Genomic DNA, 18,914 nt, shown 5'->3' with positions numbered 1-18,914 from the left:
CCTCCGTCCGGTTTCTGGTGATGACACGCGAGTCAGCGCGACTGTCTGATCTGGTATCACGGCGGAAATTCATACTGACCTCTGGCGCGGTTGGTGCTGCCGGACTCGCAGGCTGTACCAGCGGAAGTGAACAGGGTGACGCCGAGAGCGACGGCGGTGACGGTGGCAACGGTGGCGACGGCGGCGACAGCGGTGACGGTGGCGACAGCGGCGACGGCGGCGACGGTGGTAGCGGCGACGACTCGAACGTCGACCGGGCGTCGCTCTCGGGAGACGTCCGAATCTCGGGGAGCAGCACGGTGTACCCGGTGGCCGAGGAGGTCTCTCGACTGTGGAACGAGGAGTACGGCGACGGCGTCGGGTTCAACATCACGCCGGACGGCAGCGGCGGGGGCTTCGAGAACGTCTTCATCCCGGGCGACAGCGACATCAACAACGCGAGCCGCCCGATCAAAGACGAAGAGCTCCAGCGCTGCCGCGACAACGGCATCGAACCGGTCGAGTTCTACGTCGCTCAGGACGCGCTCACCGTGGTCGTCAACAACGACGCCGACTTCATCGACGAGATCTCACTGGAGGATCTCAAGACCATCTGGTCACCGGACACCGCTCCCGAAATGTGGAGTGACGTCAACTCTGACTGGCCGGACGAGCCGCTCGACCTGTACGGTCCGGCGAGCACGTCGGGAACCTACGACTACTTCATCGAGGCGGTCATCGGCGAGACCGAGTCGGACCAGCCGATCCGCAGCGACTTCGAGGGGACCGAGGAGGACAACCTGATCGCACAGGGCGTCTCCGGCAACGAGTACGCGTTCGGGTACCTCCCCTTCGCGTACTACACGAACAACCCGGACTCGGTCAAGGCGCTCGGCCTCGTCGAGGGCGGGAACGACCCGGTCGAGCCGAGTCTCGAAGGCGCACAGAGCGGGAACTACCCGCTCGCCCGGCCGCTGTTCTTCTACGCCAACATGAACAAGCTCCAGGAGAAGACCCACCTCCAGGAGTTCATCCGCTTCTACGTCAACGAGGCCGACGAGGATTACATCGCCAGCGACGTCGGCTACGTCCCCTCCAGCGACCAGATGGTCGAGGACAACCTCGCGAACCTCGAAGCGGGCATCGCTGGCGACTACGAGTTCAGCAGGTGACCTGATCGGTCGAAGAGAGCGCCGAACATCCACTCCAATTTCAGTATTATGAGCAACGAATCACAGTCTGTCTCTGATTCACTCCAGCGAAACCAGTTCGTCGCCCGCAAGGAGCGACTGTACGCATGGCTGATCGCGGGGAGTGCCGTTCTCACGATCCTCGTGACCGTGGGTATCATCCTGGCGCTCTCCGTGAACGCGCTCACGTTCTGGAGTGAGATCTCACCGATCGCCTTCTTCACGGGAACGAACTGGAGTCCGAAGATCGCCGGTGAATACGGCGTGCTGCCGCTCGTGAGCGGGACGCTGCTCGTCACCGTCTGCTCGGCGCTCATCGCGTTGCCCGTCGGGCTGGCGGCCGCGATCTACCTGAGCGAGTACGCGAGCGAGCGCGTGCGGTCGATTCTGAAACCGGCACTTGAAGTCCTTGCCGGTGTGCCCACGGTCATCTACGGATACATGGCGCTCGTGTACGTGACGCCGCTGATCGATGGCTTTCTTCCCATCGACGCCACGGTAATCCCGTCGAGAATCCAGATTCTCACCGTTCCCGACTGGCTTCCGGCGATTTCGGGGTTCGTCCTCGCCCTCCCGGAGTTCACGTTCGTCGTCCCGTCGCTGCGGACGTTCAACGCGCTGTCCGCGAGCATCGTCGTCGGGATCATGATCATCCCGATGGTCTCCTCGATCAGCGAGGACGCGCTCAGCGCGGTTCCCGACAGCCTCCGCGAAGCGGCCTACGGGCTCGGCTCGACGAAGTTCGACGTCTCGACGAAGGTCGTCGTCCCGTCTGCGACCTCGGGCATCGTCGCCTCGTACGTCCTCGCGCTGTCGCGGGCGATCGGCGAGACGATGGCGGTGACGATGGCGATGGGGATGAGCCCGCAGATGCCCTATTTCCCGAACGTCCTCAAGAACCTCGCCGAGTCGAGTCAGACGATGACCGCGGCGATGGTACAGATCGCGGGCGCAGACTCGCTCGGAACGGGGCCCACGTTCGAAGCGATGTTCGCCCTCGGCATGACACTGTTCGCAATCACACTCACGATGAACGTACTGGCTGAACTCGTTCGTCGCCGCTTCAGGGAGGCCTACGAATAATGGCGACCCAAGACGAGGGCGTCGACCAACTGCGTCAAGCGAGCGGCACCCGGCTTCGAGAGCTCAAAGGCCAGCTCTTCGAGGCGGCGCTGCTGGGCGCGACGCTCGTCGGTATCGTGTCGTTACTGATCCTGTTCGGGTACATCGCGTTCGACACGTTTCAGCCCCTGACGGCCTCGGCCCAGTGGTATCTCCTGTACTTCGGGACGCTGGTGGCCCCGACCGCCGCGTTCACGTGGTACGCGAGACGGGACACGGCCGTCCGAGCCGTGAACGCGAAGGCCTTCGCCGTCGTGTTCGGCGGGCTGGCTGTCAGCCTCGTCACTTACGTCGTCGCGGACTCCGTGAGTCCGTACGACGTGCTCATCTACCTGCTGTTCGGAGCTATCCCTCCGCTGCTGGTCGGTGTGTACGGTCGCACGACGGACGAGCGGACGTACACCGGTCCCGCGATACCGGTGGCGGCCGTGCTCGGCCTCGGTGTCGCTGCGCTGCTCTACGGCCTCGTTCGCCCGGTCGTCGGTATCGCGGCCCAGTGGATCGCGTATTTCGGAATCACGACGCTTCCGGTCGCCGGCATCATCGGTTTCGTCGTGGCGCGTCGCTGGTCGCCCCGGCATGGTATAATGGCCACAGCGGCCGTCCTTCTGAGTGCGTTCCTGGTCGCTGGCGGGCTACTCGGTGTCGGTACCGATCCGTCGTTCTGGGTCGTGCTCTTTTCGACGTTCGTGGTCCCGGTGGGGTACGTCGTCGGCTCGACGGTCGGCACGAACTCGGAGGGTCGAATCGGCGTCCTCGGACCGTTCGTGCTCATCGGCGGCGTGCTCGCGGGTGCCACGCTCGAACGACAGCTCGCCATCAAGGGTCTGGAGAGCTATCTGACGCCGACGCTGCTCTTGGAGTCGTGGCACGGGCGGGTTGCGAGTGAGGCCGGCGTCTATCCCCAGCTCGTCGGGTCGATCGTCGTCGTCGGGTTCATGGCGATCCTCGCCTTTCCGGTCGGAATCAGTGCGGCCGTCTACCTCGAAGAGTACGCCCCGAAATCGGGCTGGGGCAGTCGGTTCGCGACGCTGCTCGAAGTGAACATCTCGAACCTCGCGGGCGTTCCGTCAGTCGTCTACGGCCTGTTGGGGCTCGCCCTGTTCCGGCGGACGCTTGGGTTCGGAACCGGGATCGTCGTCTCCGCCGCGGGGACACTCGGGCTCCTCATTCTCCCGATCGTGGTCGTCTCGGCACAGGAGGCGATCCGGGCCGTTCCCGACTCGCTCCGGGAGGCCTCGTACGGCATGGGGGCAAGCCGCTGGCAGACGCTTCGCAACGTGGTGTTCCCCGAAGCGGTTCCGAGCATACTCACCGGGACGATTCTGGCGCTGGCTCGTGCGATCGGCGAGACCGCGCCACTCGTCATGATCGCGGTGGCGACGACGACGTACACGCCGCCTGAGGGGCTGTTCTCGTCGGCGACCGCGCTGCCGCTCCAGATTTACGCTGCGAGGTCCAGCGCGTTGCCGGAGTTCAGACACGGCGTGGTGCCGGCGGCCGCCATCGTGTTGCTGGCCCTGATGCTGGTGATGAACGCGACGGCTGTCATCGTCCGGAATCGATACGAGCGAGACACCTGATACCTATGAGCAACAACGAAATCGCTACCGACGACGGCATCGACGGTGCAACGACGACCGACACCGCTTCGAACACGCTCGATCCCTCGGGGGACCCACTGGTCGATCACGATATCTCCGTCGAGGGCTCGGGGAGTCGTTCAGCGAGTTCGGGCAAGACGGTCATCGAATCCCGGAACCTGGACGTGTACTACGATGACCTGCAGGCTATCGACGACGTGAGCATGGCGATTCCCGCCAGACAGGTCACCGCGATGATCGGGCCGTCGGGCTGTGGGAAGTCGACGTTTCTCCGGTGCATCAACCGGATGAACGACCTCGTCGACAGCGCCCGTATCGAGGGCGAACTCCGCTTCGACGGCCAGGACGTGTACGAGCAAGATATCGACCCGGTCGCGCTCCGTCGCCGGATCGGCATGGTGTTCCAGCACCCCAACCCCTTCCCCAAGAGCATCTACGACAACGTCGCCTACGGCCTGCGAGTACAGGGCCGGGACGGCGAGGTCGATCTCGATCAGCAAGTCGAGGAGTCGCTCAGGCGAGCCGCCCTCTGGGACGAGGTCAAAGACCAGCTCGACAAGTCGGCCCTGGACCTCTCCGGCGGGCAACAGCAGCGTCTCTGTATCGCACGAGCGATCGCGGTCGACCCCGACGTGATACTCATGGACGAACCCGCCTCGGCACTGGACCCGATCGCGACCTCGAAGATCGAGGACCTCATCGAGGAGCTGGCCGAGGAGTTCACGGTCGTCATCGTCACCCACAACATGCAACAGGCCGCCCGTATCTCCGACCGGACGGCGGTCTTCCTCACCGGCGGGGAACTCGTCGAGTACGACGACACCGGCACGATCTTCGAGAATCCCGAGAGCCAGCGCGTCGAAGACTACATCACCGGCAAGTTCGGGTAACATGGACTCTCGCAAGATCCAGACGGTCGGCGGCGGCACCTACACCGTCTCGCTCCCCAAGTCGTGGGCACGGGAACAGTCGCTCGAAGCCGGCTCCGTCGTCGACCTCCACACGCACGTCGACGGCGTGCTCGTCGTCGAGGCCCGCGAGACCGACGACGGGGCCGGTCGCGTCGAGGTGGCCGTCGAGGACCAGCGCCCGGTCCACCTCGAACAGACGCTTCGGGCGGCCTACGCCGCTGGCGCGTCGACGGTCAGATTCGAGGCTGCCGGCGAGTTCACCGACGCACAGTCCCGCCGGATCCAGTCGGTGACTCGCACGATGACCGGGGTGACGATCGACGAGCGCACGGCGGCTCAGATCACGGTCCAGAGCCTCGTCGACGCCGCCGAGGTGTCGATCCCCCAGTCCGTCCGCCAGCTCGCTTTCGTCGCCCTCTCGATGCACCGCGACGCGACGGCTGCCCTGGACGGCGACGGCGGCCCGGACATCGCCGACCGGGACGACCAGGCAGACCGGCTGGCCGCGATGGTCGATCGCCACTTCGGACGCGCGCTCGCCCGCCTCGACGAGGTCGACGCCCTGGGCCAGCGGCGGCCCGAACTGCTCGACTGCTGGCGGACCGCCTGCGAACTGGAGCGCGTCGCGGACCACGCAGAGCGGATCGCGACCACGGCGGCGGCGCTCGAAGCGCCACCCGCCGAATCCGTCGACGCGCTCACCGACCTCGCCCAACGGGCCAGGACGGTCGTCGAGGACGGCGTCGGCGTCGTCGTCGATCGGACGGCTGCCGGGGCGGCCCGGGACGTGCTCGACCGTCGCGACGGCGTGAGAGAGCGAGCGACCGCGATCGAGCGGCGACTGGTCGACGGCGCGGACGGCGACTACAGACTCGTCCGCGTCCTCGATAGCCTCCGTCGAACGGCCGAGCACGGCGGCAACATCGCCGAAGCGGGACTCCGTGGCGCAGTCCGCCGCGGGGACCACCGGGACGCTTTCCACTCCGGGCCTGAGGGCAGCGCCGTCGACGCGGCCTCTGACGCGGGAAGCTGACTCGGCTATGCCCGACGCCACCGGCGTCGTCCACTCACTCTGCCCCTCGATTCCGCCGAGTGGCTGACAAATATGGGCTGGTGAAAACGAATCTCTCCGGCCTGTTTCGATATGGCGGCGTGTGGAAACGCTTTTGATCTATCTACCCGTCGGTTCGGGTATGTCAGAGGACGAGTCGACTGACGAGGACGTATCCGTGTCGATGGAGATCACCGGCCGGTACGAAGAGGTCGTGTCGAAGCTGAAATCCGAGGAGAGTCGCCCGGACGCGCTCGCCCCGCTTGCCAGCGACCTCGAAACGCTCCTGGAGACGGTCCAGCGCATGGGCGGTGGCACCCGAAGCGCCATCGCCGACGAACTGCCCGGCGAGATGGCCGCCGACTACGACGCCGCGGCCGTCGTCGAGACGATGCAGGTCCTGGAGCGGTACGACCTGGTGGTGCTCGAAGGCAACACCTGGAAGCCGGGTCCCCGTCTCGGCGAGTAAACGCCGATCTGGCCCGCCGCACCGTCGCCCTGCGGCCTGCCGGCCACCGATCGGCCGCTGCTCTCGCCTGTTTCGACGGGCACACCACACGACGTTTGGGGCTGGGGGTCGTGTCGGCAGCCAGTTCATGATCACCTCTGAGGCGACTGGCTGGCAATGGTTCGCGATCGCCCTCGTCGCGGTCGCCGCCGTCGTCGTGACCGCTGCGTTTACCGCCGACGCCGGCAGTGCCCGCCCCGAGCCGGTCGCGTACGACGAGACGGTTGGCGTCGGCCTCACGATGGAAGCCGAACAGATCGCGCGTGCGGAGGGGGCCTCTGTCCCCCGTGCGGAGGTCTTCTACTCGCAGTTCCGGTACGTGGTCGGCTACCCCGGCATCGACCGGCTGGTGAGTGCGCTGGACGCGCCAGCCCGCGCCAGTCAGTTCGGCTTCCCACTCGCGGTGTACGTCTCCGACTACGGCGGCGTCTCGGTGGACTGCTCGGCCGGCGGCTCGCTCTCGGCGTCGGCCACCCCAGAGTGGACGCCGGCCGAAACCGCCCACTACGTCGTCGACAGCGACGCACGCAGCCCTGCCGGGCCGGTGATCGTCCCCTTCGAGGACCGCGCGGACGCCGAGGCCTTCACCGGGGACTGTGGCGGCCGAGTCGTCGACTGGCAGACGGTCCGCGCTCGGGAGCCGACGACAGACGACCCCGCCGCGGCGGTCCGAGCACAGGTCGAGCAGCGAGCGTCGCGAGCCGACGAGCGGGTCGGGGCCGCCCGCGAGCGCCGCGATCGTCCGGTCTCGGTCGTCGTCGGCCGCGACGTGGCGACGGTACGGGCCGCGATCGACCGCGCGCCGCCGAACACGACGATCAGGGTCCCGACGGCGACCACCGTCGGCAACGTCACCGTCGACAAACCGGTGACGCTGCGGGGCGAGGGCACCCGACTCGACGGCGGCGGCGACGGGACGGTCCTCCGGGTGACCGCCGATCGGGTCGGCGTCGTCGGCTTCGAGATCGTCGGCGTCGGGAACGCGACCGTCGGCGAACCGACGAACGCCGACTCGTCCTGGGACGCACCGGTCCGCCGGGGATACGGGCAGAGCGACGCCGCCGTCGCGGCGACGAACGTCTCCGGGCTCTTCGTCGCGAACGTCTCCGTCGAGACGCCGGCCAGCGGGTTCGTCCTCGTCGGGACGCCCGGCGCGGTCGTCGAGAACGTCACCGTCGACGGGACCGACGACTGGCGCGACGGATTCATGGGCGTCGTCGGAATGGACGAGCCGATCGTCGTCCAGCACTCGACGTTTACCGACGGGCGCGACGGCGTCTACTTACACCGGGCCGACGGGACCGTGCTCCGGAACAACACGTTCCGAGGCAACCGCTTCGGTACGCATCTGATGTACACCTCCGACGCACTGATCGCCGACAATCAGGTGCGCGACCAGAGCCACGCGGGGATCGTCGTCATGACGGACCCCTCGGGCAACGCGATCGTCGGCAACGACGTTCGCCGTGCCAGGAGCGGCATCCTCACCGCGGGTTCGAGGAGCTACGTCGGCCACAACGTCGTCGTCGGCACCGAGCGCGGGCTCTCGACGAACGCCGGTCGGTCCCTGTACGAGCACAACGTCCTCTCCGACAACGCGGTCGGCGTGACGGCGGCGACGATCGTCCCGTCGAACCGGGTCGTCGAGAACGACTTCGTCGCCAACGATCGCCACGCCACGAGCAGGCCCGGACCCATGCGCATCTACACGCACGACGGTCGTGGGAACTACTGGAGCGGCGCGTACGACCTCGACGAGGGCGGTCAGGCGCTGTCACGTCCCTACTCGCCGACGGACTCGGTCGATCGACGGCTCCACCGGAGCGACGCCGCGGTGGTGCTGAGCGAGGCACCCAGCGTCCACGCGCTTCGGTCTCTCCGGGGGACGACACCCGGATTCAGGTCGGCCAGTATCGTCGACACGGCTCCCCTGACCGAGCCGGCCAACCCGAGACTCCTGGCGACGGCGACTAACGAGACGACCGACGGGGGTGTCTCGCCGTGACCGACGACGTTGCGCTCACGGCGACGGACCTCCGTCGAAGCTACGGTGACGTGACCGCTCTCGACGGCGTGTCAATCGACGTGCCCACCGACGGCGTGACGGCGCTGATCGGCCCGAACGGCTCCGGGAAGACGACGCTGCTGGATGTGTTGCTGGGGATCGAACGGTCCGACGCGGGCACCGTCGACTACGGCGAGTCCGACGCCCGCCGACAGGTGGGCTATCTCCCGCAGCGTCCGACGTTCCGGCCCGACGACACGGTCAGGGAGACGATCGCGTTCTACGCCGCGCTGGTCGAGGACGACCCGGACCGGCTGCTCGAACGCGTCGGGCTCGACACCGTCCCGGACCGGCGCGTCTCGGCGCTCTCTGGCGGCATGACGCGACTGCTCGGGATCGCACAGGCACTCGCTGGCGATCCGCCGATCCTCGCGCTGGACGAACCCGCGAGCGGACTCGACCCGGCGATGAGCGATCGGATCTTCGGGGTGATCGACTCGCTGGCGGCGGACGGGCGGGCCGTGTTGCTCACCTCGCACGCGCTCTCGCTGGTCGAGCGGACGGCGGACCACGTTGTCGTCGTCGAGGCCGGTGGCGTCGCGGCGAGGGGCTCGCCGGCCGCGCTGCGCGAGCGGACGGGTGGCCCGCTCCACGAGACGTTTACCGATCTGCTGTCGGAGCCGACGACTGCGGTCGACGGGGGTGACGAGTCGTGACCGGCGCGCTCGATCGCTTCTGGACCGTCTTCGGCCGCGAGGTGCGGGGACTGGTTCGGACGCGGGTCGTGTTCGTCCTCGCGGCCGTCGTCGCCGCGCTCGCGTTCGGCGTCGCCCGCGCTGGCGGCGGCCCCTCGGGCGGGTACGTGCCGACGGTCGTCGACGTGCTGGTCGTCGTCGAACTGCTCGTTCCGGCCGCCGCCTTCGCGATCGGCTATCGCGCCCTCGCCGACGCGACGGCCCGCGGCGAGCCGGCGGTACTGGAAACCTACCCGCTCTCGCCGTGGACCTACGTCGCGGGCGTGTACGCGGGTCGAGCGGTCGCGTTGCTCGCGGCCGTCGTCGTCCCGCTGTTGGCCCTCGGGGCTCACGTCGCGACGACCGCGGGTCCGGAGACGACGGTGCTCGCGAGCCACCGCGGCGTCGACTCGGTGTCGCTGTACGTCCGCTTCGTCGCGCTGACGGCGCTGCTGGGGCTGGTCACACTCGCCGTCGCGCTCGCGCTATCGGCGGTCGCAAACTCCCGCCGCCGGGCGATCCTGCTTGGTCTGCTCGGACTCCTCCTCGTCGTCGCCGGCACCGACGTGACCGTCCTCACCGCGCTCGGGGGCGGTCTCCTCGACGAGTCCGCACTCGGGACCGTCCTCGCCCTGACACCCTCGGGCGCGTACCGCGGGCTGGTGTTCGAACACGTCCTCTCGGTGGCCTTCGAGGGCCGTTCCGGCTTCGTCCCGACCGGGCTCGCCCTCGTCGCGTCGCTGTTCTGGTGGGCCAGTGGCCTCTCGCTGGCGACGCTGTGGGCGGGATTCCGCTATCGTAGCCATTGAAAATCAATGCACACCCGATCGCACGACGGCAGTGCGATCGGTGTGTAAATCGTTTCAATTGTTACTATAGCCGTCCCGACCGAGGCTGTCGTCGACGAGTCGGCTGAACCGATCGACCAGCCGGTCGGCCAGCGAGGGCTCGACGGTCTGTAACAGCCGTCGGGTCTCGGTCGGCCGCGTCAGAGCGACGACCGCCCGGCCGCGCTGGCCGTAGGACTTCTCGGCGACGCCGGCCTCGATCAGCGACTCGACGTGCCAGGAGACGGTGCTGCGGGCCACGTCGAGGCGGTCGACCAGTTCGACCGACGCCAGCGGGCCGTCTTCCAGCAGGTGTCCGACGATCGATCGCGTCGTCTCCCGGCGGACCAGCGCGATCGTGCGCCGTTCCCAGGGGTCGTGCTCCCGGTCGAAGTAGTGCGTTCGACCCCGGATCTCCTCGGTGTTGATGTCGCCGGCTCGGACGAGTTTCCGGAGGTGATACTGGGCCTGTCCCGTCGCGATGTCGAGGCGGCGGGTCAGTTCGTTGAAGTGGATCCCGGGGTTCGCGGAGACGGACTCGCGCACCTGCTCTCTGACTGTCGACATTCGGTGTCGTCCCGTCGTACGTCTCGATGCATAAATTGCCTGTCCCCGGTTCTCAGTTTCCGGGATCACTCCTGCTCGACCGCCTCCCTGGAGAGGTCCGTCGCGGCGACGGTCTGGCCGCCGTGTTCCTCGGCGAACGCGGTGGCGTCGTCGGCCTCGCCGAACGGGACCAGCGCCGGCCCCATCGCGCCTTCCACGTCGGCCCCGACGACGACGGTCACGTCGGTCGTCGGCGCGAAGGCCGACGCGTCGAGGTGTCGGGTGAGGAGGGCGGTTCCGTCCGTCTCGCCGACCTCGCCGTCGACGCTGCTGTAGTCAGTCAGATACGTGACGGTCGGCGTCCAGCCTCGCTGTTCGGTCTGGAAGCGGTGGCGGTAGGTACAGACCGCGCTACAGAACCGAGTCGGTGGGTCGTGGCCCGCCGGGCTGTTGTCCTCGTAGTACGTCTCGCCGACCGGTCCCGACTGCTGTCCGATCACCATGCCACAGTGGTCGCAGCTCTCCGTCCCGTCCAGTGTCACTGGCTCGGGCGTCGTCTGGCTCTGGCAGCCGGCGAGCAGCCCCAGCGCCGTCGCGCCGAGCAGCTCGCGCCGTGATAGGGTCGCGTCCATACGTCACCGCACGCGCCTGCCCACCAAGTCGCTCGTGGTGCGTCCCTCGAAACGCTCGTCCGCTACGACGACGGTGGACGCGACCACGGCCGACGAGTATCACTCGCCCACGGCGTAGGCGGCCCCCAGCACGAACAGCGCGATGAGGAAGTCGAAGGTGTGCTCGACGATGTGGTGGGCCGGCATCGCCACCGCGCCCAGCGCCGTTCCGAAGCCGACGATCGACCGCAACACCAGCAGTCCGATCGCGGCCGTCACCAGCAGGTACGTCGTCGTTCGACGCCGCCAGGCGGCCGCACACGCCACCAGAAAGAGCGCGATCGTCCCCATCGTCGCCAGTGCGAGGGCGGCGAACAGCACCGCTGCCTCGCCGGTGTCGAGCCACGGACCGACGGCGGAGACCATCTCTCGTGGTGGTCGTTCGCACGTCGTCGGTGTATCGTTTTCGACCGGGGTCGGGCGTCGGGCCGGCGACCACTGGCTTTTCGGCCGCTCGCAGCCAAGCCCGCGTATGGAGATCGCAATCGTCAGCGACACACACGTTCCGTCCCGCGCCAGGCGGATTCCCGACCCGTTCCGCGAGCGAATCCGCGCGGCAGACCACGTCCTCCACGCGGGAGACTTCGACGCCGAGAGCACGGTCGCCGACGTACGGGACCTCGCGGACACGCTGACGGCCGTCCGTGGCAACACCGACCCGGCCGTCGGGCTGCCGGAGGTGGCGACGGTCGAACTCGGCGGCGTCTCGTTCGTCGTCACGCACGGCACCGGATCGAAACGCGGGTACGAGGACCGCGTCGCCCGCCTCGTCCGCGAACACGGCGGGACCGACGCCGTGGGGATCTCGGGCCACACACACGAGGTGCTGGACACGACTCGTGGGGGCGTTCGCCTGCTGAATCCGGGCTCTGCGACGGCGGCGTCGCCGGCCACCAGCGCGACGATGCTGACCGCCACCGCGGCGGACGGCGACCTCACCGTCCGCCGACACGAACTCTGACACGCTCTCGAACGGCTCTCGCGTGGCGGTGTCGGTCTACTGGCCCCACCACGCCTATGACGGTGCCCCTCAATCTCCCCGACATGAGCGAGCCCGGACTCGTCGAGACCGCCGACCCGGAAACGGTGTTCGGTGCGCTCTCCGATGGGACACGCGTCGACATTCTGCTCGCGCTGTGGGACGCGGACGGCCGATCTGCGACGTTCTCGGACCTGCGCGAGGAGGTGGGGATGGCCGACTCCGGACAGTTCAACTACCACCTCGACAAGCTCAGAGACCGGTTCGTCAGACAGACCGACGACGGCTACACGCTGACGCTGGCCGGCGAGCAGATCGTCGGCGCGATCCAGGTCGGTGCCTACACCATGGAGGGGTCGATCGAGCCGATCCCGCTCGCAGAGCCCTGTCGGGCCTGTGGCGGCGAGCGAACGCTGTACTACGAGGACGAGACCGTCCGCATCGAGTGTGGAGACTGTCCGAGCACCTCGACCTCCGGCGTCCCGCCGGGCGTGTTCGCCGATCACGAGCGCTCGGAGATACCCGCCGTCGCGAGCCGCTACTTCCGGACGATCCTCGCACACGTCGGCGAGGGCTTTTGCTGGCACTGCGAGGGACCGATCACGGCGACCGTGGTGCCGGCCGCTGAGACGCGTGCCGCCCGCGACGACCTCCCGACGACGTTCGAGGAACTGCCGATGGCCCGGTACGACTGCGGGCGCTGTGGCTCCGAGATCACGTCGGATCTGGGCGGCGCGCTGTTGAACCATCCCGTCGTCGGCGGCTTCTTCTACGAGCACGGGATCGACGTTCGCGAACGGCCGTTCTGGGCGTTCAACGCCGTCGGACACGAGCAGTCGCGGTTCCGCGAGCGCGATCCCGTGCGAGCGACGATGACGTACACTGCCGGGGACGCGACGCTCACCCTCGTCGTCGACGAGACACTCGACGTGGTCGCCGTCGAGCGGGACGGCTGACTGGGGGCCACGTCCGGGACGGCGCGTCTCGCTACTGTGCCGCCCCAACATTCACTCGACCTGACAGTTGTCGGGACGCGCCGACGGGCGTTTCTCCCCCCGGCGAGGATCTCCGCGTCGACTGGCGTCTGTGGACACGTGTCGGTGTAGAGATTTTCAGTAATCCCCGTTACAGAAATATCATTCTGGTTACTGTTATGTCGGTGTGGTCCCTCCGTCTATATACGATGAAGTCTCACTCACCACACGAACGACGACGCCCCGATCCCGGACAGTCACTGACAGCTGCCGGTCTCCTCGGTTATCTGGCCGTCATGGCCGTTCTCCTCGCGATCGCGACGGCCCCGCTGACCGGCATCGCCCTCGTACTGGCGGCCCTGATCGTCGCGCTCCTCGCCAGAGCCGCCCGTCCACGCCGGCCCGCGACGAGCCCGCGTCGCCGGACGACGGTCGTCCCCGGCACGACCAGATAGCGCTTCGATCAGACAGCGGCAACGATTGCCGACGCTGGCAGCGTCTTCCCCTATCGCGGTGCTTTTTCCGGTTCCCCACACAGACAGTGTATGGAGGTCTTCGCGGTCGACGGGCTGCCCGAGATCCGGCCCGGTGACGACCTGGCAGCGCTGATCGACGCCAACGCAGCTATCGGCGACGACGACGTGGTCTGTGTCGCCAGCACGGTCGTCTCGAAGGCCGAGGGCCGTCAGGCAGACCTGGCGGCGTTTCCAGCGGGCGACCGGGCACGCGACATCGCCGAGCGGATCGCCGCCGAGACCGACGAACAGAAGGATCCACGCTTCGCCCAGGCCGTCCTCGAAGAGAGCGAGGAGCTCGTCCTCGAAGCGCCGTTCCTGCTGGCCGTGACGCGGTTCGGCCACACGACGGTCAACGCCGGTATCGACCGCTCGAACGTCCCCGACGCGGACCTGTTGCTCCTGCCGGCGGACCCGACCGCCAGCGCCGAGCGGCTCCGTGCCGGACTCGACGCCGACCCGGCCGTCGTCGTCACCGACACCTCGGGCCGGCCGTTTCGCCACGGCCAGCGCGGCGTGGCACTCGGCTGGGCCGGCATCCCCGCCTCCAGAGACTGGCGGGGCGAACACGACCGCGACGGCAGGGAACTGGGCGTCACCGTCCAGTCCGTGGTCGACGAACTCGCCGGTGCGGCCAACCTCGTCACCGGCGAAGGCGCGGGCGGGACCCCGGTCGCCGTCGTCCGTGACTTCGCGTTCGGCGAGCACGCCGGCAGCGACGAACTGTTTCGCGACCCCGAGACCGACTTCGTGCGCCAGGCGCTCAGAGAGTGGGACTACTAGCTATGTACGCAATCGAACTCACCCCCGAACATCCAGTCGAGACGTTGACCGAACTCGCCGTCGAGGCCGAAGCGGAGGGCTTCGACGCCGTGCTGGCCAGCCACCACTACAACAACCGCGACCAGTTCATGGCGCTGTCCTCGATGGCCCAGGCCACCGACGAACTCCTGGTCGGTCCCGGCATCGCGAACCCCTACGAGACTCACCCGGTGACGCTCGCGTCTCGGGTCGCCACGCTCTCCGAGGTGAGCGGCGGCCGGGCGCTGTTCGGCGTCGGTCCCGGCGACGAGGCGACGCTGTCGAACCTCGGCTTCGACCACGACCGGCCGCTCCGGCGGGTCCTGGAGACGTTCAAGGTGGCACAGCGACTGTGGGACGGCGAGCGCGTCGACCACGACGGGACCTTCCAGGCCCGGGACGCCGGTCTGAACTACGACGTGGGCGAGATCCCGGTCTACGTCGGTGCCCAGGGGCCACACATGACCCGGATGGCCGCCAAGCACGCCGACGGTGCGCTGTACAACGGCGCACACCCCCGCGACCTCGAATGGGCCAGCGAGCAGGCGGCGAAAGGTGAGGCCGACCGGCCCGACGCGCGCGGCGAGTTCGACCTGGCGGCCTACGCCAGCGTCTCCGTCGCCGAGGACGGCGCGGCCGCCCGCGAGGCCGCGCGGATCCCCGTCGCCTTCATCGCCGCCGGCTCTCCGCCGCCGGTCCTAGACCGCCACGACCTCGACGCCGAGCGGGCACGAGAAGTTGGCGACGCGATCGCGGCCGGCGAGTTCCGGGCGGCCGGCGACGCCGTCAGCGAGGCGATGATCGACGCGTTCTGCATCGCGGGCACGCCCGAGACGGTGGCCGAGCGCACCGACGCCTTGCTCGACTACGCCGACAGCGTCGTCTTCGCGTCCCCGCTGGGTCCGGAGCTGGAGACGGCCATCAGTTTGCTCGGCTCGGCGGCTCGTTCGACACGTCTGGCGTGATAAAATCTGCCACCGCGCCGAGTGTCAGGTAGCCGAAAAACAGCGACGCGCCGCCGACGAACGCTGCGCCGGCCAGCGCCATCAGCAGTGCGAGCGGATCGTTCGTGAAGTGTGTCACGAGGTTGGAGACGAGTTCGCCGACTGTCGCTTGCATACGCCGCAGTTTCGCCGGGATGTACTTTACACTGCCGGCTCGCGGTCTGTATCGTCTCTCTGTACGCACGTGGGGCTACGGTCCGCTCGCGGAACGGTCGCTTCTCGACGCGTCTGGGAAGCGACATCGTCGATCTTGGGCCCGACGGTCGTGGTACCACGACTCTCGCAAGCGTTATCCCTCCCCCGCCCCTCCGTATATTCGTAATGGCAAACGGTACGGTTGATTTCTTCAACGACACAGGCGGCTACGGATTCATCGAGACTGAGGACGCGGACGACGACGTTTTCTTCCACATGGAAGACGTGGGCGGCCCTGACCTCGAAGAAGGTACTGACGTCGAATTCGACATCGAACAGGCCGACAAAGGCCCCCGCGCGACCAACGTCGTCCGCCAGTAAGACGGCCGCCGTTTCAGCGCGATTTTTCGCAGTGCACCTACGACAGGTAGCGCAGCCCGACCATCACGAAGACGATCGAAAGCTGCAGGACGCCCTGAACGCCCCCGAGCTTCGCGTTTCGCATACCGATCTCGCCGATGAGCTCGGTGTCGGGCTCCTCGGACGCGATCTGTCGGTAGATCCGGATCTCGCCGGGGAGAACGACGCCAAAGCCCTGTAGCCCGAGGACCGTGACGATACCCAGCGCCGCGAGCAGCCACGGCGAGGTCGTCGTGACCATCGCGACCAGCGACGTGCCCGGCAGCGTCGTCGCGAGGTACGCCCCCGAGCCGACGACCGCGACCCCCAGGACGGCGAGGGCACGCCGGTCGCCGAGTGCGTCGAACTGATAGGCCAACAGGAGGACGATCGGCACCGTGTTGACGGCGGTAAACACCGCGAGCCACTGGTCGGCGTAGGCGAAGGTCGTGAGCCGCAGGGCCAGCGCGATCCCGCCGGCTATCGTCACGACCGCCAGCGCCGGCATCAGGAACGTCATCTTCGGGGTGAACCGCCCGAAGAAGTCCGCCCGCTGTTTCGGGTCGAGACTGCCGACGACCGGACCCAACACCGCACCCATGAACATGTCGATGCCCGTCCAGAGGACGCCGGCCATCACGTGGACGTAGGTCAACGCCCGCACGTCGTTGCTCGCCAGCGCGGCCGCCAGCGCCGCCAGCGGGACGACGACCGCGCCCGCCGCGAACGCGGTGTTTGCCTGTGTCGCGAGTCCACCGATACCCCACTCGGGCGTGTCGGCTGTCGACTGTGCCATGGCCGGGTGGTGAGTGGAGTGTCACAAAAAGCTGACTGCCACGGCGGGACAAAGCGTACAAGGGGATCGTCGCCGATCACACACCCATGGCACAGATCCAGCGCCTCACCGTCTATCCGGTGAAGGGACTCGACGGCGTCACCCGCAGGGAGGCGACCGTGACGCCGGGGGGCACTCTGAGACACGACCGGGAGTTCGCGCTGTTCGACGAGGCGGGCGACGTGCTCAACGGCAAGCGGACCGCCCGGGTCCACGATGTCGCGACCGAGTTCGACGTGGAACGGTCCGAACTGGCGGTCGAATTCGACGAGGAGCGCGAGCGGTTCGCGCTCGACGAGGAGCCAGAGCGCGCCAGCCGGTGGTTCTCGTCGATGTTCGACGCCGAGTTCACGCTCGAACGAGACCGGGAACTGGGATACGTCGACCGACGAGACATGGGTCCCTCGATCGTCTCGACGGCGACGCTCCGGACCGTCGCGTCGTGGTTCGACGACGTGACTGTCGCGGGCGCGCGCCGCCGGCTCCGGGCCAACGTCGAGGTCAGCGGCGTCCCGCCCTTCTGGGAGGACCGCTTCGTCGGCGCGGACGCGCCCGCGTTCGCGGTCGGCAGTAGCGGGGCCGGCGACACGGAAACGGGTTCTGGGCCGACAGAGGGCGTCCGGTTCGAGGGCGTGACGCCGTGTGGCCGCTGTGTCGTCCCGGAGCGCGACCCCGAGACGGGCGAGCCGACGCCCGAGTTCCGCGAGCGATTCGTCGAACGCCGGGAGGCGACCTTCCCCGACTGGGCGGACCCCGACGCCTTCGATCACTACTACACGGTCATGCTGATTTCGCGGGTCCCCGAACGCGACCGGGGTGGACGGATCCGCGTCGGCGACGAGGTGTCGATCGTCGAGTAGCGGGGTCGACTACGCGTGGTGTTTCCCGGTGGCGGTCTTCGACGCCGCGTCCGGTTCGGGGAGGGTCACGTCTCGGACCTCCCGTAGTGCCTGCTCGGCAGCCTCGCGGTTCTCCTCGCGGGCCTCGACGTTGTCCTTGCTCGCGGCCGTGGCGAAACCGGCGAGCCACTCGGCGGCCTCCCAGTACTTCGTGGCGACGACCCGCCCTCGGCTGTTGTTCTCGTTGATATCGTCCCCGTCGGCCAGTCCCTGCCCCTTCGTGAAGCGGTTGGTCGCGTCGCCGAACTCCTCGCTGGCCTCGTCGAACGCGGAGGCGGCGAGCCCCCAGTCGCCGGCCTCGCAGTGTTCGAGCCCGCTAGAGAGGTAGCGCCGCCCCTCGCGATACCGGGCGTAGCCGGTGCGGTAACACCCCCGTGCGGACCCGTCGGGCGTGATCGAGCGCAGCCGCGTCCGCAGTCGCTCGAACTCCGGCATCGCGCCGGTGTCCGAGGCCACCCACTCGTGGACGACGACACCGCGATAGTCGACGACGAACAGCGACCGCTCGGTGACGACCTGGCCGGCCTCGCCGGTCGAGGCCACCCCGTACGCCTCTGTGACCGACCCGTCGGCGTCGCTGGCCAGGGCTACGTCCACGTCTGCCTCGGCGGCGAACCGCCGGTGACTGTACACCGACTCGGGCGCGATCCCGACCGCTCTGGCGTCGGTCTCGCCCGTTAGCTCGTCGACCGCGCGCAACAGCGCGGCGCTCTGTCCGGACCGCGGCCCGAAGTCGGAGGGATAGAACACGAGGACGACGATCGAATCGCCGATCCACGAGCCGACGTTCACCCGTTCGATCCCACCGTCGACGACCCCCGGCAGCGAGAACTCCGTTACGAACTGTTGACCACCCATATCGTTTCACCTAATTCGCGGCAACAGGTTAAATTCTACGAATGTTTTTCTTCCGACCGCGGTCGCATTTACACCAGTTCGCCAAGACACAGTGATCACATTCGCTGTTTACGTCGCCGCGCTGATATTGAGGGACTCGCACTTCTGGACGACCCGAGAGAACGCACGCAGATTTCGAGAGCCGAATGTGTGAAGGGACATTTCACCGCCGAATACTGTGGGATACGAGTGTATACTAGAATACGTCTACACTGTCGCAGTTCTACGCATAGAATCCCATCCGTATGGGCGAATATGGGAAACAGCAAATTCGACACCGGATTCTGTACCGAGCGGTGAAATTCGACTCTCGAATCTCCTCTCTTCG

At 67.8% G+C, this 18,914-nt stretch carries 22 protein-coding genes; 16 read left to right on the top strand and 6 right to left on the bottom strand.

What is annotated here, in order from left to right; translation table 11 throughout:
• Window positions 1-20 precede the first annotated feature (20 nt).
• The 9 genes from HMUK_RS01665 to HMUK_RS01625 all read left to right on the top strand — a co-directional run bounded on the left by HMUK_RS01665 (window position 21) and on the right by HMUK_RS01625 (window position 9,913).
• On the top strand, window positions 21-1,151 hold the full coding sequence (locus HMUK_RS01665) for a PstS family phosphate ABC transporter substrate-binding protein (RefSeq protein WP_012807887.1): 1,131 nt from the start codon (window positions 21-23) through the stop codon (window positions 1,149-1,151).
• Between the two features lie 48 nt (window positions 1,152-1,199).
• Window positions 1,200-2,252, top strand: a complete 1,053-nt coding sequence (gene pstC / locus HMUK_RS01660; protein WP_012807886.1) for a phosphate ABC transporter permease subunit PstC — start codon at window positions 1,200-1,202, stop codon at window positions 2,250-2,252.
• The gene (gene pstA, locus HMUK_RS01655) at window positions 2,252-3,874 is read left to right on the top strand and encodes a phosphate ABC transporter permease PstA (protein ID WP_012807885.1); all 1,623 of its coding nucleotides are present in this window, start codon (window positions 2,252-2,254) and stop codon (window positions 3,872-3,874) included. The genes pstC and pstA overlap by 1 nt, the downstream gene beginning before the upstream one ends.
• 5 nt (window positions 3,875-3,879) lie before the next feature.
• Window positions 3,880-4,785, top strand: a complete 906-nt coding sequence (gene pstB / locus HMUK_RS01650; RefSeq protein WP_012807884.1) for a phosphate ABC transporter ATP-binding protein PstB — start codon at window positions 3,880-3,882, stop codon at window positions 4,783-4,785.
• A gap of 1 nt (window position 4,786) precedes the next feature.
• The gene (locus tag HMUK_RS01645) at window positions 4,787-5,839 is read left to right on the top strand and encodes a phosphate signaling complex PhoU family protein (protein ID WP_012807883.1); all 1,053 of its coding nucleotides are present in this window, start codon (window positions 4,787-4,789) and stop codon (window positions 5,837-5,839) included.
• Window positions 5,840-5,999: 160 nt separating this feature from the next.
• On the top strand, window positions 6,000-6,326 hold the full coding sequence (locus HMUK_RS01640) for a hypothetical protein (RefSeq protein WP_012807882.1): 327 nt from the start codon (window positions 6,000-6,002) through the stop codon (window positions 6,324-6,326).
• 127 nt (window positions 6,327-6,453) lie between these two features.
• Complete coding sequence (locus tag HMUK_RS01635) at window positions 6,454-8,370, top strand: NosD domain-containing protein (protein WP_012807881.1); 1,917 nt, start codon at window positions 6,454-6,456, stop codon at window positions 8,368-8,370.
• Complete coding sequence (locus HMUK_RS01630) at window positions 8,367-9,086, top strand: ABC transporter ATP-binding protein (protein ID WP_012807880.1); 720 nt, start codon at window positions 8,367-8,369, stop codon at window positions 9,084-9,086. The genes HMUK_RS01635 and HMUK_RS01630 overlap by 4 nt, the downstream gene beginning before the upstream one ends.
• The gene (locus HMUK_RS01625) at window positions 9,083-9,913 is read left to right on the top strand and encodes a hypothetical protein (RefSeq protein WP_012807879.1); all 831 of its coding nucleotides are present in this window, start codon (window positions 9,083-9,085) and stop codon (window positions 9,911-9,913) included. The genes HMUK_RS01630 and HMUK_RS01625 overlap by 4 nt, the downstream gene beginning before the upstream one ends.
• Window positions 9,914-9,967: 54 nt before the next feature.
• Here HMUK_RS01625 and HMUK_RS01620 read toward each other — a convergent pair whose 3' ends face one another.
• The 3 genes from HMUK_RS01620 to HMUK_RS01610 form a co-directional block, all read right to left on the bottom strand.
• Entirely contained in the window at window positions 9,968-10,498 is a 531-nt protein-coding gene (locus HMUK_RS01620; protein WP_012807878.1) for a winged helix-turn-helix transcriptional regulator, read from the bottom strand.
• Window positions 10,499-10,563: 65 nt separating this feature from the next.
• Complete coding sequence (locus HMUK_RS01615; protein ID WP_012807877.1) at window positions 10,564-11,109, bottom strand: nitrous oxide reductase accessory protein NosL; 546 nt, start codon at window positions 11,107-11,109, stop codon at window positions 10,564-10,566.
• Window positions 11,110-11,208: 99 nt separating this feature from the next.
• Complete coding sequence (locus tag HMUK_RS01610) at window positions 11,209-11,514, bottom strand: DUF7471 family protein (RefSeq protein WP_012807876.1); 306 nt, start codon at window positions 11,512-11,514, stop codon at window positions 11,209-11,211.
• A 106-nt stretch (window positions 11,515-11,620) separates the two neighbouring features.
• On the opposite strand from HMUK_RS01610, the gene HMUK_RS01605 reads away from it, so the two are divergent.
• The 5 genes from HMUK_RS01605 (at window position 11,621) to HMUK_RS01585 (ending at window position 15,382) form a co-directional block, all read left to right on the top strand.
• Window positions 11,621-12,109: a metallophosphoesterase family protein gene (locus HMUK_RS01605; RefSeq protein ID WP_012807875.1), complete on the top strand. Its 489-nt coding sequence runs from the start codon at window positions 11,621-11,623 to the stop codon at window positions 12,107-12,109.
• An 83-nt stretch (window positions 12,110-12,192) separates the two neighbouring features.
• Entirely contained in the window at window positions 12,193-13,083 is an 891-nt protein-coding gene (locus HMUK_RS01600) for an ArsR/SmtB family transcription factor (protein ID WP_126967043.1), read from the top strand.
• 227 nt (window positions 13,084-13,310) lie between these two features.
• Window positions 13,311-13,556 carry a hypothetical protein gene (locus HMUK_RS01595; RefSeq protein WP_049940710.1) on the top strand — a complete coding sequence of 82 codons (246 nt, stop codon included), beginning with the start codon at window positions 13,311-13,313 and terminating at the stop codon, window positions 13,554-13,556.
• 90 nt (window positions 13,557-13,646) lie between these two features.
• Window positions 13,647-14,399, top strand: coding sequence for a coenzyme F420-0:L-glutamate ligase (locus HMUK_RS01590; protein WP_012807872.1), 753 nt, complete (start codon window positions 13,647-13,649; stop codon window positions 14,397-14,399).
• A 2-nt stretch (window positions 14,400-14,401) separates the two neighbouring features.
• Entirely contained in the window at window positions 14,402-15,382 is a 981-nt protein-coding gene (locus HMUK_RS01585; protein WP_012807871.1) for a 5,10-methylenetetrahydromethanopterin reductase, read from the top strand.
• Here the strand turns inward: HMUK_RS01585 and HMUK_RS01580 are convergent.
• Window positions 15,339-15,536: a hypothetical protein gene (locus HMUK_RS01580; protein ID WP_012807870.1), complete on the bottom strand. Its 198-nt coding sequence runs from the start codon at window positions 15,534-15,536 to the stop codon at window positions 15,339-15,341. The genes HMUK_RS01585 and HMUK_RS01580 overlap by 44 nt on opposite strands.
• 206 nt (window positions 15,537-15,742) lie before the next feature.
• On the opposite strand from HMUK_RS01580, the gene HMUK_RS01575 reads away from it, so the two are divergent.
• The gene (locus HMUK_RS01575) at window positions 15,743-15,937 is read left to right on the top strand and encodes a cold-shock protein (RefSeq protein ID WP_012807869.1); all 195 of its coding nucleotides are present in this window, start codon (window positions 15,743-15,745) and stop codon (window positions 15,935-15,937) included.
• A 37-nt stretch (window positions 15,938-15,974) separates the two neighbouring features.
• On the opposite strand, the gene HMUK_RS01570 is transcribed toward HMUK_RS01575, so the two are convergent.
• Window positions 15,975-16,751, bottom strand: coding sequence for a hypothetical protein (locus HMUK_RS01570; protein WP_012807868.1), 777 nt, complete (start codon window positions 16,749-16,751; stop codon window positions 15,975-15,977).
• A gap of 86 nt (window positions 16,752-16,837) precedes the next feature.
• Here HMUK_RS01570 and HMUK_RS01565 point away from each other — a divergent pair, with 86 nt between their 5' ends.
• Window positions 16,838-17,650, top strand: a complete 813-nt coding sequence (locus tag HMUK_RS01565) for an MOSC domain-containing protein (RefSeq protein ID WP_012807867.1) — start codon at window positions 16,838-16,840, stop codon at window positions 17,648-17,650.
• Between the two features lie 9 nt (window positions 17,651-17,659).
• Here the strand turns inward: HMUK_RS01565 and HMUK_RS01560 are convergent, their stop codons facing one another.
• Entirely contained in the window at window positions 17,660-18,547 is an 888-nt protein-coding gene (locus tag HMUK_RS01560; RefSeq protein WP_012807866.1) for a redoxin domain-containing protein, read from the bottom strand.
• Window positions 18,548-18,914: the final 367 nt, after the last annotated feature.

This window comes from Halomicrobium mukohataei DSM 12286 (assembly GCF_000023965.1).
Classification (GTDB): domain Archaea; phylum Halobacteriota; class Halobacteria; order Halobacteriales; family Haloarculaceae; genus Halomicrobium; species Halomicrobium mukohataei.
The sequence above is the reverse complement of the archived record's forward strand: the minus strand, read 5'-3'. Positions and strand labels throughout refer to the sequence as shown.

Coding starts and splice junctions, on each gene's coding strand:
- HMUK_RS01665 (WP_012807887.1), top strand. CDS start 21: ATGACACGCGAGTCAGCGCGACTGTCTGATCTGGTATCACGGCGGAAA.
- pstC (WP_012807886.1), top strand. CDS start 1,200: ATGAGCAACGAATCACAGTCTGTCTCTGATTCACTCCAGCGAAACCAG.
- pstA (WP_012807885.1), top strand. CDS start 2,252: ATGGCGACCCAAGACGAGGGCGTCGACCAACTGCGTCAAGCGAGCGGC.
- pstB (WP_012807884.1), top strand. CDS start 3,880: ATGAGCAACAACGAAATCGCTACCGACGACGGCATCGACGGTGCAACG.
- HMUK_RS01645 (WP_012807883.1), top strand. CDS start 4,787: ATGGACTCTCGCAAGATCCAGACGGTCGGCGGCGGCACCTACACCGTC.
- HMUK_RS01640 (WP_012807882.1), top strand. CDS start 6,000: ATGTCAGAGGACGAGTCGACTGACGAGGACGTATCCGTGTCGATGGAG.
- HMUK_RS01635 (WP_012807881.1), top strand. CDS start 6,454: ATGATCACCTCTGAGGCGACTGGCTGGCAATGGTTCGCGATCGCCCTC.
- HMUK_RS01620 (WP_012807878.1), bottom strand. CDS start 10,498: ATGTCGACAGTCAGAGAGCAGGTGCGCGAGTCCGTCTCCGCGAACCCC.
- HMUK_RS01615 (WP_012807877.1), bottom strand. CDS start 11,109: ATGGACGCGACCCTATCACGGCGCGAGCTGCTCGGCGCGACGGCGCTG.
- HMUK_RS01610 (WP_012807876.1), bottom strand. CDS start 11,514: ATGGTCTCCGCCGTCGGTCCGTGGCTCGACACCGGCGAGGCAGCGGTG.
- HMUK_RS01605 (WP_012807875.1), top strand. CDS start 11,621: ATGGAGATCGCAATCGTCAGCGACACACACGTTCCGTCCCGCGCCAGG.
- HMUK_RS01600 (WP_126967043.1), top strand. CDS start 12,193: ATGAGCGAGCCCGGACTCGTCGAGACCGCCGACCCGGAAACGGTGTTC.
- HMUK_RS01595 (WP_049940710.1), top strand. CDS start 13,311: ATGAAGTCTCACTCACCACACGAACGACGACGCCCCGATCCCGGACAG.
- HMUK_RS01590 (WP_012807872.1), top strand. CDS start 13,647: ATGGAGGTCTTCGCGGTCGACGGGCTGCCCGAGATCCGGCCCGGTGAC.
- HMUK_RS01585 (WP_012807871.1), top strand. CDS start 14,402: ATGTACGCAATCGAACTCACCCCCGAACATCCAGTCGAGACGTTGACC.
- HMUK_RS01580 (WP_012807870.1), bottom strand. CDS start 15,536: ATGCAAGCGACAGTCGGCGAACTCGTCTCCAACCTCGTGACACACTTC.
- HMUK_RS01575 (WP_012807869.1), top strand. CDS start 15,743: ATGGCAAACGGTACGGTTGATTTCTTCAACGACACAGGCGGCTACGGA.
- HMUK_RS01570 (WP_012807868.1), bottom strand. CDS start 16,751: ATGGCACAGTCGACAGCCGACACGCCCGAGTGGGGTATCGGTGGACTC.
- HMUK_RS01565 (WP_012807867.1), top strand. CDS start 16,838: ATGGCACAGATCCAGCGCCTCACCGTCTATCCGGTGAAGGGACTCGAC.
- HMUK_RS01560 (WP_012807866.1), bottom strand. CDS start 18,547: ATGGGTGGTCAACAGTTCGTAACGGAGTTCTCGCTGCCGGGGGTCGTC.